The sequence below is a fragment of the Streptococcus gallolyticus subsp. gallolyticus DSM 16831 genome, from assembly GCF_002000985.1.
GTDB classification, from domain to species: domain Bacteria; phylum Bacillota; class Bacilli; order Lactobacillales; family Streptococcaceae; genus Streptococcus; species Streptococcus gallolyticus.
In genome coordinates this window covers 1,006,693-1,021,415 of record NZ_CP018822.1, presented here as the reverse complement: position 1 = coordinate 1,021,415, position 14,723 = coordinate 1,006,693, and the positions used below count along the sequence as shown (strand labels likewise).

Annotated in this window: 11 protein-coding genes and 1 pseudogene; 4 read left to right on the top strand and 8 right to left on the bottom strand. The window is 38.0% G+C overall.

Going from position 1 to position 14,723, the window contains the following annotated elements; all coding sequences use genetic code 11:
- Positions 1–87 precede the first annotated feature (87 nt).
- On the top strand, positions 88–1,878 hold the full coding sequence (locus tag BTR42_RS05285) for a subtype A tannase (RefSeq protein WP_077496712.1): 1,791 nt from the start codon (positions 88–90) through the stop codon (positions 1,876–1,878).
- Between the two features lie 78 nt (positions 1,879–1,956).
- On the opposite strand, the gene BTR42_RS05280 is transcribed toward BTR42_RS05285, so the two are convergent.
- From BTR42_RS05280 to uvrC, 6 genes are all read right to left on the bottom strand, one after another.
- Positions 1,957–2,541, bottom strand: coding sequence for a uracil-DNA glycosylase family protein (locus BTR42_RS05280; protein WP_012961862.1), 585 nt, complete (start codon positions 2,539–2,541; stop codon positions 1,957–1,959).
- A gap of 89 nt (positions 2,542–2,630) precedes the next feature.
- Complete coding sequence (gene pepV / locus BTR42_RS05275; RefSeq protein WP_077496710.1) at positions 2,631–4,037, bottom strand: dipeptidase PepV; 1,407 nt, start codon at positions 4,035–4,037, stop codon at positions 2,631–2,633.
- 160 nt (positions 4,038–4,197) lie between these two features.
- On the bottom strand, positions 4,198–4,800 hold the full coding sequence (locus BTR42_RS05270) for a nitroreductase family protein (protein WP_009854045.1): 603 nt from the start codon (positions 4,798–4,800) through the stop codon (positions 4,198–4,200).
- Positions 4,801–4,957: 157 nt separating this feature from the next.
- A complete protein-coding gene (locus BTR42_RS05265; protein WP_077496708.1) occupies positions 4,958–6,688 on the bottom strand; it encodes a putative glycosyltransferase family protein in 1,731 nt (576 codons plus the stop codon).
- 125 nt (positions 6,689–6,813) lie between these two features.
- On the bottom strand, positions 6,814–7,185 hold the full coding sequence (locus BTR42_RS05260; RefSeq protein ID WP_009854043.1) for an ACT domain-containing protein: 372 nt from the start codon (positions 7,183–7,185) through the stop codon (positions 6,814–6,816).
- On the bottom strand, positions 7,172–8,971 hold the full coding sequence (uvrC, locus tag BTR42_RS05255) for an excinuclease ABC subunit UvrC (RefSeq protein ID WP_039694094.1): 1,800 nt from the start codon (positions 8,969–8,971) through the stop codon (positions 7,172–7,174). Before uvrC ends, BTR42_RS05260 begins: the two co-directional genes overlap by 14 nt.
- A gap of 121 nt (positions 8,972–9,092) precedes the next feature.
- On the opposite strand from uvrC, the pseudogene BTR42_RS05250 reads away from it, so the two are divergent.
- A pseudogene (locus BTR42_RS05250) lies at positions 9,093–10,247 on the top strand (low temperature requirement protein A).
- Between the two features lie 102 nt (positions 10,248–10,349).
- Here the strand turns inward: BTR42_RS05250 and BTR42_RS05245 are convergent.
- Together BTR42_RS05245 and BTR42_RS05240 are read right to left on the bottom strand one after the other, a co-directional pair.
- Positions 10,350–11,726 carry an NAD-dependent succinate-semialdehyde dehydrogenase gene (locus BTR42_RS05245; RefSeq protein ID WP_043878553.1) on the bottom strand — a complete coding sequence of 459 codons (1,377 nt, stop codon included), beginning with the start codon at positions 11,724–11,726 and terminating at the stop codon, positions 10,350–10,352.
- A gap of 203 nt (positions 11,727–11,929) precedes the next feature.
- Positions 11,930–12,955 carry a YeiH family protein gene (locus tag BTR42_RS05240; RefSeq protein WP_013643020.1) on the bottom strand — a complete coding sequence of 342 codons (1,026 nt, stop codon included), beginning with the start codon at positions 12,953–12,955 and terminating at the stop codon, positions 11,930–11,932.
- 100 nt (positions 12,956–13,055) lie between these two features.
- Between BTR42_RS05240 and BTR42_RS05235 the strand changes: the two genes are divergently transcribed.
- Together BTR42_RS05235 and BTR42_RS05230 are read left to right on the top strand one after the other, a co-directional pair.
- Positions 13,056–13,928 carry a LysR substrate-binding domain-containing protein gene (locus BTR42_RS05235; protein WP_009854038.1) on the top strand — a complete coding sequence of 291 codons (873 nt, stop codon included), beginning with the start codon at positions 13,056–13,058 and terminating at the stop codon, positions 13,926–13,928.
- Positions 13,929–14,002: 74 nt separating this feature from the next.
- A complete protein-coding gene (locus BTR42_RS05230) occupies positions 14,003–14,674 on the top strand; it encodes a Crp/Fnr family transcriptional regulator (protein ID WP_009854037.1) in 672 nt (223 codons plus the stop codon).
- Positions 14,675–14,723: the final 49 nt, after the last annotated feature.

The following is a 14,723-nucleotide window of genomic DNA, read 5'->3' as shown; positions in this document are numbered from 1 at the left end:
AGAGATAATTTGAGATAAAGTAATAACCTAATTTTCATTTATTGGTTAAGAAAAATTTAGGACAAATTTTTAAAAAGGGAGAATACTATGCCAAGAAAAAAATGGTTCTTTACAAGCTCTGCTGTTTTATTATGCTCTGCTATGTTACTAACGGCTTGCTCGTCAAGTTCTAACTCTAGTACCTCTAGCTCCAGCTCGCAAAACACTACCGCTTCTACATCTAGTCTTTCTTCTGGTGAAGTCTCAACGACACTTGATAAGGTAGATAACTCAAAATGGCAGTACAATGCTGATGATAATGTTTATTATCAAATCGGCATTTCTTATGCGGCTAATCCTACAGACGCTGAACAGCAAACGTTATCAATTTTTGTGCCTGGTGATTACATGACAGCGACTGATAATGGTGATGGAACCTATACTTGTGAGATAAATACCTCAGCAACAGTCGGAAATTATACTTCTGAAACGGCTCCTATCGTGATTCCAATTAATACACCTGGTTATTCAGCTATGTCTGCACTTACAGAATATACTAGTGATGCTACTGATTATACATCACAAGGAATGATTTACGTATCTGCAGGATTGCGTGGACGTGATTCTGGTGCTCCAAGTGGTGTTACAGACGCTAAAGCAGCGATTCGTTATTTACGTTATAACCAAGGCAATATTTCAGGAAATACAGATTCTATCTTTGTTTTTGGAATGTCTGGTGGCGGTGCACAATCTGCTATTATCGGTTCTTCTGGAGATAGTTCTTTGTATGACGATTACCTTACAGAAATCGGTGCTGTCGAAGGTGTCTCTGACAGCGTTGCTGGTGTTATGGCTTGGTGTCCAATCACTAACCTTGATACCGCAAATGAAGCTTATGAATGGAACATGGGATCGACACGTTCTGATTTGAGCGATGAAGAACAAACTATTTCAGATGGCTTAGCTACTGCTTTTGCGAAATATATTAATAAACTTGGACTTCAAGATGAAGATGGCAACAAGCTCACCTTGAAGAAATCTGATGACGGCATTTATCAAGCAGGTTCCTACTACAATTATCTCAAATCAGTCATTGAGGATTCACTTAACACATTTTTAGCTAATACGACATTCCCATATGATGCCAGCTCATCTTCTCAAGGCGGCTTAGGCGGCGGAGATATGCCGACTGGCGAAGCCCCAACCGATCTTGGTACTACTGATGATACAACATCAATTGAGGATGTTGATGATATCAATCGTACGTCATCTTCTTCAATCACAATTGATTTATCTGGAACTTATGAAACAGCTGCTGATTATATTGCGGCGCTCAACGCTGATTCAACATGGGTCACTTATGACGAGGATACCAATACTGCTAGTATCTCTAGCATTGCTGATTTTGTCAAATACATGAAATCATCAACTAAGTCTCTGGGTGCCTTTGATGCCCTTGATTTATCACAAGGCGAAAATCAACTTTTCGGCTATGGTGACGGTAACAGCGTTCATTGGGACTCAACCTTGGGAGATTTAGTCAAAGGAACAGATTACGAAGAAGCCTTTACTACCGACCTTGCTAAAACAGATAGCTTAGGAAAAGATTTAACCACACGTATCAATATGTACACGCCATTGTACTATCTAACTGATTATTATGGTGGTGAAAATTCTTCAAATGTTGCTAGTTATTGGCGAATTCGTACAGGACTTAGTCAAGGCGATACAGCTTTAACTACTGAGGTTAATTTGGCACTTGCCCTTGAAAATTACGGTGTTAAAGACCTTGATTTTGCAACGGTTTGGGGTGAACAACATACCGAAGCCGAAATCAGCGGTGATTCAACAAGCAACTTCATTGATTGGGTTAATCAAAGCTTAGCTGACAACTCATAATTAATAAAAAAAGCGTAAGAATACCTTTTCTGTTTAGAAAATACTTTCTTATGCTTTTATTTTTAATGAGGTATCATATTATCTTTCAAGAATTTCTTTGACGTATTTTTGCAAATCTGGGATAACTTCTTTTGCAAACCAAGGATTTCTTGCTTGCCAGAGGTTATTGCGAGGTGAGGGATGTACCAAAGGGAAAAATTCTGGTAAATAGGCGCGATAATGTTTTACCGTTTCTGTCAACGTGGCAGAAGATTTCTGCTGCAAATAATAACGCTGTGCATAGGAGCCAACCAAAATATGTAATTCAATATTTGGTGCGAAAGCCAAGGTTCGTTTGTGCCACTTTTCAGCAAAGCCCTTTCGTGGCGGCAAATCACCTGATTTTCCCGTTCCCGGAAAATAATAATCCATTGGTACAACCGCAAAAAGCCCAGAATCGTAAAATATTTCTCGGTCAACGCCCAGCCATTTTCGCAAATTATCACCACTTGGATCATTCCAATACAAACCCGACTCTTGCGCACGAATGCCAGGAGCTTGTCCGACAATATTAATCCGAGCCGTTTTTGGAACAGTAAAAAGTGGCTTTATGCCCTGTTGAGTGTAGGTCGCATTTTGCTCATCTGCCATAATGTCCGCAATTAATTGTTCAATGGTATCCATTTCTCCCCCCTTCTACTTTTCAAAGGTTTCAAATATAAAGAAAGAGATTCTTACAAGTTGTAAAAATCTCCTCCTGTCATTGTCAAAGGTTATTTAATCAATTCGTAAAGTGCTTCGGCGTAGATTGCTGCAGCACGGTAAAGGTCTTCAACGTCGGCAAATTCATTTGCTTGGTGCATTGTATTGACATAATCTGGGAACATTGCACCGAAAGCAACACCACGTTTAAGAAGGCGTCCAAATGTACCACCACCAATAACTTGTTCGTAACCTTTCAAGCCTGTTTGTTTTTCGTAAACAGAAAGAAGTGTTGCAACCAATGGGTCATCAGCTGGAACATAGTGTGGTGTGTGTTCGTGATCTGAAAGTGTTACTTTTGTCACACCGTTAAGTTTTTCAAGTTCAGCTTTGATAGTTTGCGCATCTGTACCTTGTGGGTAACGGAAGTTAAGAGTGATTGTATTGTCATCTGAGTTGCGGTCAAATTTGAAAACACCAGCGTTCATGCTAAGAGCGCCCATTTTTTCATCAGTATAGGCAACACCAAGGTTTTCACCTGCAAAATCACCGTGAAGAACGTTTGCTGCTGTTTCAAGATAAGCTTTAGCAGCTCCTTCAAAAGCAAATTGGTTAAGGAATTTAGCAAGGTATGTTGCACCGTTGATACCAAGTTCTGGTGTTGAACCGTGAGCTGATTTTCCGACAACTGTCAAACGGAAAGCGTCGCCTTCTTGAGTCAGTTCAGCAGTCAAGTTTTCAGCTGTTGTGTATGCTGTTAATTTTTCTTGAAGTTCAGCCAAAGTGCTGTCAGCTGTGAAGATAGCTGTTGCTGATTCTGGCACCATGTTATCACGAAGTCCAGCATCGAAACTATTCAATGTGAAGGCACCGTTATTGTCACCTGCAAAGTGTAGGAATTCTGTGATATTTCCTTTTTCACCATTGATAATTGGGAATTCAGCATCTGGAGAGAAACCAAAATTAGGGTCTTTCAAGCCATTGTGAGCAAAATAATATTCCATATCGCCCCAGCCTGATTCTTCATCAGTACCAACGATGAAACGAACTTTTTTAGATACTGGCAAACCAAGTTCTTTGATGATTTTTAGGGCATAGTAACATGCCATTGTTGGACCTTTATCATCAGATGACCCACGCGCATAAAGGCGTCCATCTTTGATAACTGGCTCATAAGGGTCAGTATCCCAACCGCTACCTGCAGGCACAACGTCTAAGTGAGCAAAGATTCCGAGAACTTCGTCACCTTCACCAAATTCAAAATCACCAGCATAGTTATCAATGTTACGTGTTTTGTAACCATCACGTTCAGCCATAGCTAGGAAATGTTCCAAAGCTTTTACTGGACCAGGTCCAAATGGGTGTTCTTTGTCAGCTTTGCTGTCATCACGTTCTGAGTTGATACGCAAAAGAGCAAAGAGGTCTTCCATCATGGCATCTTTACGTTTTTCAACTTCTGCTTTAAAATCTACTGTCATTCTTATAACTCCTCCATAAAGGTAGCTTTTCTCAAAAAAGAAAAGCTATCTTGTTTTATCTTTGAACTCACCAAAAATCGGTAAACTCATGTTACTGTATTTGTCAAACTCAGCCTAGCAAATAAACCAAGTTTGGTGCATGAAATTAAAGTCGGTACGCTTAACGACGTTCGATAATTTCGTCAACAGGCAAACGATAACTTGGTTCAGGCTTATTATCGCTATAACCAACAGTGATTAAGAGCTCTGGACGAAAACGTTTATCAATTTCTAGAATATCATTGGTTGATGACTTATCAAAACCAAGAATAATATTTGATGAAATATCTTGGTCAGTCAAAGCCAAAACAAGATTCATGGCAACAATTCCAGCGTTAAGGGCAAGGTATTCGCCTTTGCGTTTGTCGTCAAATTCTGCAAAACGAGCAGGTAAGGTTTCCATGTAGTAACCTAACATATCATTACTCAATGATTTGACACCAATACGAGCAATTTTGCGAGAACGTTGAACCAAATCTGTATCGGTAAAAATCGCTACAACGTACTGTGCTTGCTCCACTTGCTTTTTATTAATCTCTGGGAGATGTTCAGCAAGTTCGGCTTTTTTATCTTCTACCACAACAAATTTCCAAGGTTGGATATTATTAGCACTTGGAGCTAATGTAGCGATTTCAATGGCTGTTCGTAAATCCTTATAATCAACGGGTTTGTCATTGAAAGTTTTGACGGCATGGCGCTTTTTGTTTAATTCTAGAAACTTCATAAGCGAACCTCCTTCTAAAATATTCTCTGCTCCTCTATTCTAACATTTTTTGAAAGAGTTCACAGCTTTTTTTAGTAGTTTTGGGAAAGAAATGTAACATGAAACAAGATTTTCGTAAAATAAAAAGACTGGATGTGTAATTCCAGTCCTAAAATTATTATACTTTTTTTATCACTCTTAATTTCTTTAGCCAAGCGTAGCCTGCTGTTGCTAGCCATGTGAGGGCGTTAGCAATCAGCAAAGCCTTGAACCAGACGCCAATATGGTAAGTTATTTTTAATGTGTTTTTTCCGATTTTTTGTGTCACAGTTGGTGTTCCAATTCCTGACAAGGAATAATCGGTACGACTTAGTTTCTTACCATTGAGTGTTAGCTCGGTGTCTTTGTACTTGGCAATTGGAATGTTAACCTTACCACTATTGTCAGCAGTCCATGTGAAGATAAGAGCGTTGCCATCTTGTGATTTGTCAAAAGCATCTGTATGACCGATGACAAATTCCTCATAAAGAACGTATTTGTTGTCCTTGTTTGATTTTTCGGCGGGAAGATAATCTGGTGTTGATTTCGAGATTAAATCTAACAGCTCATACAAATCTGAACTGTGAAAACTAGCTCGAACTTCCTCAGAATTTCCCCAAACAAAGGTATGTTTTTTAGTTTTGATGGGGTGTTTAGCAGTATAGTATTCAGCAATCTTTTCTTGTTGCAGATGTGTTAACTGAGCAAGGCTGAAAAGATTAATCAAAATCGCTCCGACTGTCACTAATTTGGACCATTTGACGTCAAAATAACGCTCTAAAACTAACGCTACTGCTAACAATAATAACACCGTAGCAGGCACAAAAAAGCGAAATGGAAATTGAATTAAATTGACCAAAGAAAGGTTTAATTTGTTAATACTGTACCAAGGGAAAATGCTACTTGACAGAACAAGAAAGAAGAAAAATGCTCCCGTTGTGACTCGTAATAGTGTATCAAAATGGCGCCAATGTCTGAATGAAAAATACAATTGATACAGCACCAAAAGTAGCAAAGGTAACGGTGTTATCAGCCATTGAATGCTACGTTGATTCACCGTCATAATATATAATTTTGAATTGATAAATGGTTCAACCAAATTATTATTACGCCCGACGTCAATAAGCGCAGCCCAGACATTCGTTGTCAATAAAAGAGCAAGTAAAACAGCTTGTATTCCTTTGATGATAATGGTTTTCTTTTCTTTAGATTTGATAAAACCGTACAAATAAAACGGCAAATAAGAAACAATGAGCAAGAAACAACTTAGCATATGGACTTGCATCATCAAAGCGACAGCAACGGCTAAGCGTAGCACGCCTACTTTTTTAGTTTTCACAAAATCAATCGCTGGAATCATGCACCACGGCATAAAAGCAGCTCCCCAACTTGAAAAGCCTTGCCTAAATGTCCAATATTGAACAGAAAAAGTCATCATGTAAAAAATGGCAATGGCTAGAGAAATTTTAGGCTTGACAGCTACCCTGCGTATCAATCGATACATTGAAAAGCCTGCAATCACACTCAACAAAAAGCGTGATAGCAACTGATACGTGTACCAATTGCGACTGATTAGAACCAGCAAACCTTGAAAATAGGCAAAATAGGGACCGTATAACGCATTAACAATCCGCCCTGAGCTATAAAAGCCATACAAAGATATAAAATAACTGAAATTACCAGTCTTAATCTGCATAGCCGTTTCATAAAAACGATTGTAGTGAAAGAGAAAATCACTACCAACAATAACACCTTTTGATATGATTTGTGGAAGAATCAGTAAAAAAGCAACCAGCATTATCATAAAGCTTGGTAGCCAAAAGCGCTTTTCTCGCAGATGAGAAAGGCTCTTCTTAAAATTCTTAAACATGCTTATCTCCTTAAAAAATCCCTATCCATGTTAGCACAGTTTAAAAAAGATTACAAACAGAAACAGAAAACTTTCATGAAATTTTCTTATTTATATTCAAGAGTACCTTTCGTTTCTTGCAAAAATTATCCCAAAATCTGATATCCTGCTTCTTCTAATACTCGGAGTGCGCTTTGAAAATCCGTTGTTTTCGTTAAAATGTAATCCGTGTTATAAGTCGAAATGGCAAAGATACCAATATTATTTTCTGCTAAAAGACTTGAAATTTTTGATAAAATGCCAATCAAAGAAAAGTCTAAAACACCCTCGATTCGAAAAGCTGACCAAGTCTTATCAACGCTCAAAGCATTTTCAGGGACAAGTGCAATCGGACAAACAAGTGATTTTTCGTCATCTGTTGCCCCAGTAAAAACAAATGGATTTTCCAGATTGACTTGTGAATAATCCTCAACTTGGCAAACAGCAAATTCTTCAGTAATCGGTTTAATGGTTAGCATTGACAGCTTCCTCCTCATTTAATTTTTCTTTAATCGCAGTTGCGACATTTCGTGGAATACCACAGTTCACAATATCGTCTATATCAGCCTTTTGAATATTGGGTAGGCTCTTAAAGTGCTTCATGAGTAATTGCTTGCGCTTTGGTCCCAATCCAGCAATGCCATCAAGTTTTGATGAGAATGAATTTTTACTACGCACTTGACGGTGGAAGGTAATAGCAAAACGGTGCACCTCATCTTGGATACGTTGTAACAAGAAAAATTCTTCGGAATTTCGTGGCAATTCAACAACTTCTAAAGGGTCACCAAACAATAATTCGTGCGTTTGGTGTTTATCATTTTTTTGCAGACCAGCAATTGGAATATCAAGACCGAGCTTGTTTTCAATAACATCACGCGCCACATTGACCTGACCTTGACCACCATCGATGATAATCAAATCTGGTGGCACTAAGCCATCTTTCATCACGCGGCTATAACGGCGATAGATGACCTCGCGCATGCTGGCATAATCATCTGGTCCGACAACTGTTTTAATCTTGAATTTTCGATAATCTTTCTTACTTGGTTTTCCATTTACAAAGACCACCATAGCAGCGACAGGGCTTGTTCCTTGAATATTTGAGTTATCAAAGGCTTCAATACGAACAGGCTTTGGAATGTTAAGCAATTCGCCGATATTTTCAACAGCACCATAAGTTTTCTTAACATCTTTTTCAAGCAAATCAAATTTTTGTTGCAAACTCACACGTGCATTTTTGATAGCTAGATTAACAAGCTGCTTTTTCTCGCCACGTTGGGGCTTGATGATTTTCGTATCAACAATTGCCTTGACCAATTCTTCATCAATTTCTTTAGGAATGAAAATTTCTTTGGGAATAAAGTGCTTATTGTCACGGTAAAATTGTCCCATGTAAGTCAAAAAATCTTCTTCTGGGTCATTGTAATAAGGAAACATATTAACATCACGTTGAATGAGTTTCCCTTGGCGAACAAAAAATACTTGCACACACATCCAGCCTTTGTCAACGTAGTAGCCAAAAATATCACGGTCCATCATATCTTGGCTCATCACGCGCTGTTTCGTGCGCAAAGTTGAAATAGCTTGCAGTAAATCGCGATATTCTGCCGCACGTTCAAATTCCATTAAATCTGACGCTTTTTGCATTTTATCTTTAAGTTGGTCAACAATTTTATTGTCTTGACCGTTAAGGAAATTTTTCACATCGTGCGCCATATCAACAAAATAGTCGTGGTCAACATGACAAATCGTATGTGCTTTACATTGCCCTAAATGGTAATAAAAACAAACTTTATTAGCAGGGTTGGTACATTTCTTAAACGGAAAAATGCGGTCTAACAGGCGTTTGATTTCCGTTGCTGCTCCCGAATCAGGATAGGGTCCAAAATACATGGCACCGTCTTTTTTGATTTGGCGGGTAATCATTAAACGTGGGTACTGCTCATTAGTTGTGATTTTGATGAAAGGATAGGATTTATCATCTTTGAGCTTGATATTGTATTTTGGCATATTTTCTTGAATGAGATTGATTTCAAGAAGCAACGCCTCGGTATTGGAACCTGTGACAATATACTCAAAATCCTCTATTTCTGAAACCAAAAGTTCTGTTTTGGTATTATGGCTGCCATGAAAATAGCTACGCACACGATTTTTCAGATTTTTTGCCTTACCAACATAAATAATCGTGCCATTTTTATCCTTGTGTATATAGCATCCTGGGCTATCTGGCAATAGCTCCAGTTTATGTTTAATCAGTTCATTCATGTCTCTATTATAACAAAATCGTTTTAGCATTGCTGTGGTAAAAGTTCCTCTTATTTTTGGGATTTGGCTTTTTTTGATAAAATAAAGGCAAGATTGATTCATTGAAAGTAAAGGAGCTATTATGCCAGAACTTCTTGCTAAACGTGTATCCAACTATGAACTTTTCTTTGACTTGGCTTTTGTTTTGGGCATTAGTCAATTGACCTCATCAATCCATTTAAGTCATGTTGGTGTTCAAGAAATTTTTTCATTTATTATATCTAACATTATTTTGCTGAATCTTTGAATGACCGAAGTGTTTTACTACAATAAATACGGTGATTCGAGGCGAATTGATATTTTCTCTGTTATTGCGCTGATGTTTGTTGTTGGAAATCTTGCTTTGACATTTGATATGAATATGGCGCATCTTTACGCTGGCCATCCGACCGTCGTCATCTTTAATTGGCTTCTCATACTAGCTTATGCCATTATTGCGCTACAATATTTTCTCAAAAGGCGTGTTTTAGGATTTAACAGAGACATAAGATTTAGCATTGTTGCTTGTGCCATTTATGGGATGTCTTTGTTGCCTTTTGCATTAGGATTATTGGGAGCTAATATTTGGACGGTGTTAATTTACCTCATCCCCAATATTTTTCCAGTTCTTACAAGGCGCTATCACGATTCGTCACGCATTAATTTTCCGCATGCTGTTGAGCGAGCTCAGTTGGTGACAATTTTAACCTTGGGTGAAACTGTCATTGCTATTATCAGTACCTATCCGCTGACAGAATCTCTTTATCAAGGTGCCCTATTATTTGCTGGAATGTCTTTCATGTTTATTTCTTACATGACACAAACTTTCTTGGCAATAGACCATCATCGTCAAGCAGCAGGTTCATTGCTGTTCTATGCTCATATTCCGATTTTTATCGGTATTAATATTTTCACCGTTGGGATAGAATTTTTAGCTGATTCTCATCATGCTAACCTTGGATTTGCTCTCTTTCTTTTTGGTTTTCTCAGTTTTTATGCAGGTGTTGTGACAACAACGCATTATAATCAAAGCATTTATCAACTTCATTTGAAAACGTATCTTAAAATCGGATTGCTTTTGGGAATTGGTGCTTTTATCATGTCCCTTGTTAGACATCATATCCTACTACTGTCGCTCGTTCTTTGTGCGACAACATGGGCATACAATCGTTACTATCTGACAGTTCGTCGAAGAAAACGTGAGTATCACAACATTCCACATCCTGACCCAAGGAAAAATCTACGTGATTTTTCATAAACGTTATTTAACAATAAGACTTTTACAGCATAGCCAAAAACCGCAAGCTAAATTAGTTTGCGGTTTTCTATTTTAAATATAAATAAAAGGAGAGCGAGTTAATTAATCATTTGGAACGAAAACAAGGTGTTCGTTGACAAAGGCATCAAAGCCGAGTTCGCTTAATTCGCGACCGTAACCTGAATTTTTAATGCCTCCAAATGGGATTTCTGGGTGTGATGTCCAACCAGAATTGATAAATGACATCCCTGTCTCAATCTTGGCAGCCACTTCTTTGGCATGATCAAGATTTTTTGAAAAGACGGTACCACCAAGACCATAGCTAGAATCATTGGCAAGCGCGATAGCTTCTTCTTCAGTATCAACTTTATAGATAGAAGCAACTGGACCAAAGATTTCTTGATTGTAGATTGGATTTTCTTTGGTGATATTTGTCAAAACAGTTGGCATGACAAAGTTTCCTGGGTGGTCAATTGGTTCATCACCGTAAACCACAGTTGCACCATTTTCCTTAGCTAATTTGATTTGACCAAGCACTTCTTCTTTTGCGGCTGCTGATGACAACGGTGCTAAAGTTGTCGCTTGGTCCATTGGGTCACCCCATTTGGCTGATTTGAAATGTTTGACTACCATATCAACGAATTTGTCATAGTTTTCTTGACCAACAACGACAAAACGTTTTGATGAGGTACAAACTTGACCAGCATTGTAGAGACGAGCAAAGAAAACGGTCTTATCAAGCAAATCAAAATCGGCATCTTCTAGGATAATGAAGGCGTCGTTACCACCAAGTTCCATAGATGATTTTTTCAAATTTGCTCCCGCTTCTGCCGCAATAGAAGCACCACCACGTTCAGAACCAGTCAAGCAAACCCCAACAACACGTGGGTCTGCGATAGCCTTAGAAACTTGGTCATAAGAAAGGAAGAGATTTTTGAATGCGCCAACTGGTGCACCTGCTTCCAAAACCAAATCATCAAATGCTTGTGCTGATGCTGGACAGATTGAAGCGTGTTTCAAAATCATCGGATTTCCAATCATAAAGTTTGGCGCAAAGACACGCATGATTTGATAGAATGGGAAATTCCATGGTTCAACGGCTACCAAAACACCTGTCGCTTGCTTGATGTAGTAAGCATCACCATTAATGTTTTCAAGCGGACGTGGTTTCAAAAATTCTTCTGCCTTATCAGCGTAGTAATCCGCAATTTCTGCACAGAGTTCCACTTCGCCTTTAGCTTCTGTGAAGAGTTTTCCCATATCTTTTGTCATGACTTCAGCGTATTTGTCAACGTCACGACGTAGCAGCTCAGCAATTTTATGCAATTGAACTTTTCGCTCATCCAAGCCACCTTCAGCACGCCACTTTTTGTAAAGCGCATGCCCATTTGCCAAAGCTTCCTCTAACGCTTCATCCGTTGCATTGTCAAAAGTCGCAAGAACCTCGTTTGTATAAGGATAAGTTGTTTTATATGCCATCGTACCTTTTCCTCCTTTATCGTTGCTAAATTTCACGCCTTACAACTGTTAACCATAAGATTAACGGTCTTTGTTCATAAAATTTAACTAAGGTATCCAAGTTCATTATAGCACTTCAGGAAACGGTTTCAAGTAAAGGCTATCGTTTTTCAAAAAAGAAAAACAATGCTTGAACATTCACAAACATTGTTTCTACATTTTTATTACCAAATCCCTAGAAGATGCTGCATCCAAAGACTGACACAGGTAATAGCTATCCAACACGTAGCCCCCACTCCAATAGCTTGTCCACCAGTCTTAATAAGTTTGATAGGATTCGTGTTAAGACCAATAGCTCCCATTGCCATGACAATAAAGAATTTTGAGAGTGTCTTAAGATTATCGAAAATAACTGTATCAATTCCTAAACCACTGACAATTGTCGTAACAATCGAAGCCAATAAGAAATAAAGGACAAACATTGGAAAAGCTTTTTTCAATTGGAAAGTCGTTTGTTTAGCTCTGCCATTTTTTGAATCTTGATAGGCTTTATAGAATGACAGCCCTAAAGTAATCGGAATAATGGCCAGTGTGCGCGTTAATTTCACAATTGTTGCACCGTCTAAGGTATTTGACCCGTGAACAGCATCCCAAGCTGTCGCTGTCGCCGTAACGGATGACGTATCATTGACAGCTGTTCCCGCAAAAAGCGCAAAACCTTGGTTAGATAGGTGAAGTAAGTCCCCTAACGTTGGAAAAATTAATGCTGCTAAGATATTGAAGAGAAAGATAACCGAAATACTCTTTGCGACTTCTTCATCTTTTGCTTTGATAACCGGTGCTGTTGCGGCAATGGCTGAGCCACCACAAATAGATGACCCAACACCAACCAAGATTGCTATATTACTATCCAATTTTAGCCATTTTTGCAATAAAAACGCTACAACCAACGAGACTGCAATGGTTGAAATAATAATTGGCAATGATTGTGTCCCAACTTTAAAAACTTGTGTTAAGTTTAAACCAAAACCTAATAAAACAACCGCCGCTTGTAAAATATATTTTGATGTAAAAGCAATACCATCAGTGGTTTGGGTGCGATTATTATGAAAATTCCCCACAACCATCCCAAGTAAAATTGCAAATACTGGCGCTCCTACAAGTGGAAATAAATGCCCTAAAAACCAGGCTGGCAAAGCCAGAATCACACAAAACATAATTCCTGGCAATTTTTTCTCAATTGTCATCATAATAAAAACTCCTTTTCACAAAATATTATAACTTGGACAAGCCATAATGTAAAATTATGATTTATTATGATATAATAACAAAAAATAATAGGAGATTATTATGCTTGATTACCGTGTTTTTACCTTTATGAAAGTCTGCGAAACGCTTAATTTTACCCAAGCTGCTAAAGAATTGCATATCACACAACCCGCTGTCACCAAACACATTCAAAATTTGGAAAATGATTATCAAACCAAACTCTTTACTTTCTCTGGAAAACAATGTCAACTCACCAAAAGTGGTAAAGAATTGCTTGATTTGCTGACAACAATAAACAATGACATTCAACATTTCAAATCACATCTCAATCAAGACCAAACACCAATTAACTTCGGTGCTACTTTGACTATCGGCGAATATGTGTTAAGCGATTCGTTAGCCGTCATTCTTTCCGAACATCCTAATTTTCAAATTAAAATGCTGGTTGATAATACGGAAACGTTATTAAAGGACATTGACCAAGGAAAAATTGATTTTGCTTTAATTGAAGGTTTCTTTTCCAAAGAAAAATATGACTTTATGCCCTATAAAACCGAACCCTTTATTGCCGTTGCTTCCCCAAAAGCTGGACTTACGGATAAAACCTACACGCTCGAAGAGTTACTAGACTATCCTATCATCATTCGCGAACAAGGCTCTGGAACACGTGAAATGCTTGAAGTGACACTAAAAGAAGCTAATCTAGCTATCACTGACTTTCATCACATTACCGAAATCGGTAGTCTCAATGCGATTTGTCAATTGATTACGAATAATCTTGGTATTACTTTTGTCTATAAAAGTGTGGTTCAAAAAGAATTAGACAGCGGCAAACTCTTTGAAATTAAGCTTGATTTACCACCAATAAGCCATGATTTTACTTTTGTTTGGCGAAAAAATAGTCATTTTAAAAGTTTATATCAAGACATTTTCAAACTCTTTCTAACAAATTAGGACTTGATTTAAACGCTTTTTTGACGTAAACTATATAGTTATATAAGGCCTACGTTAATTTAGAAAGGGCAAGTATGCAATCTACATTGAACATTACAGAACTTTTCCAATATGGTGAGCGTGTGACGTTTCAAAAAGGCGATAAGCTGACAAAATCTGTTGCTGGAGAAGTAAATGGTGATATTTATATCCTATCATCAGGTGTTTGTGCACTTTCTTCTATTTCTTGCGACGGCAAAGAAACAACTTATCTCTACTTCAAGAAACAACAATTTGTCGGATTCACACCATTGATGACTGCTTTTAATCTCAATTATTATGGGAAAAAGACGTTTTCAATCGTTGCTAAGACACCTTGTGTCGCTTATCGTATTCCAAACAGAAATTTTCAGGATTTACTTGGTTTTCCATCGGTGGCAACTTTGATGGTTAACACTTTGACTGAAAATCTTGTCTACCTTATGGAACATTTTCATAGCAGCAAAAATGAGCCTGCTCTAGTCCAATTTAGTCGCTTTCTTCTTGATCAAGCAGAAAAAGATGCTTCTGGTACTCTCGTGCTCGACACCGTCTTTACGTATCAAGAAATCGCTTGCTATCTCGGCGTACATGCTGTAACAATCGCTCGAATGGTTAAAGCCTTGCGAGATGAACAGTTAATTGATAAAATTGGACACCAAATCCGCATTATCAACCCTGAGCAAATGGCAAGATTAATCACTGAAGAACGAAAAATCGATTACTAAAAATCAGCTGAAACACAATGTTCAGCTGATTTTTTGTTAACTCTAACTC

What these genes read in the sequence shown, in the direction of transcription:
- BTR42_RS05240 (WP_013643020.1), bottom strand. Translation starts at nt 12,955, where the DNA reads ATGATGACAATTGAGAAAAAATTGCCAGGAATTATGTTTTGTGTGATT.
- BTR42_RS05260 (WP_009854043.1), bottom strand. Translation starts at nt 7,185, where the DNA reads ATGCTAACCATTAAACCGATTACTGAAGAATTTGCTGTTTGCCAAGTT.
- BTR42_RS05285 (WP_077496712.1), top strand. Translation starts at nt 88, where the DNA reads ATGCCAAGAAAAAAATGGTTCTTTACAAGCTCTGCTGTTTTATTATGC.
- pepV (WP_077496710.1), bottom strand. Translation starts at nt 4,037, where the DNA reads ATGACAGTAGATTTTAAAGCAGAAGTTGAAAAACGTAAAGATGCCATG.
- BTR42_RS05280 (WP_012961862.1), bottom strand. Translation starts at nt 2,541, where the DNA reads ATGGATACCATTGAACAATTAATTGCGGACATTATGGCAGATGAGCAA.
- BTR42_RS05270 (WP_009854045.1), bottom strand. Translation starts at nt 4,800, where the DNA reads ATGAAGTTTCTAGAATTAAACAAAAAGCGCCATGCCGTCAAAACTTTC.
- BTR42_RS05265 (WP_077496708.1), bottom strand. Translation starts at nt 6,688, where the DNA reads ATGTTTAAGAATTTTAAGAAGAGCCTTTCTCATCTGCGAGAAAAGCGC.
- uvrC (WP_039694094.1), bottom strand. Translation starts at nt 8,971, where the DNA reads ATGAATGAACTGATTAAACATAAACTGGAGCTATTGCCAGATAGCCCA.
- BTR42_RS05245 (WP_043878553.1), bottom strand. Translation starts at nt 11,726, where the DNA reads ATGGCATATAAAACAACTTATCCTTATACAAACGAGGTTCTTGCGACT.
- BTR42_RS05235 (WP_009854038.1), top strand. Translation starts at nt 13,056, where the DNA reads ATGCTTGATTACCGTGTTTTTACCTTTATGAAAGTCTGCGAAACGCTT.
- BTR42_RS05230 (WP_009854037.1), top strand. Translation starts at nt 14,003, where the DNA reads ATGCAATCTACATTGAACATTACAGAACTTTTCCAATATGGTGAGCGT.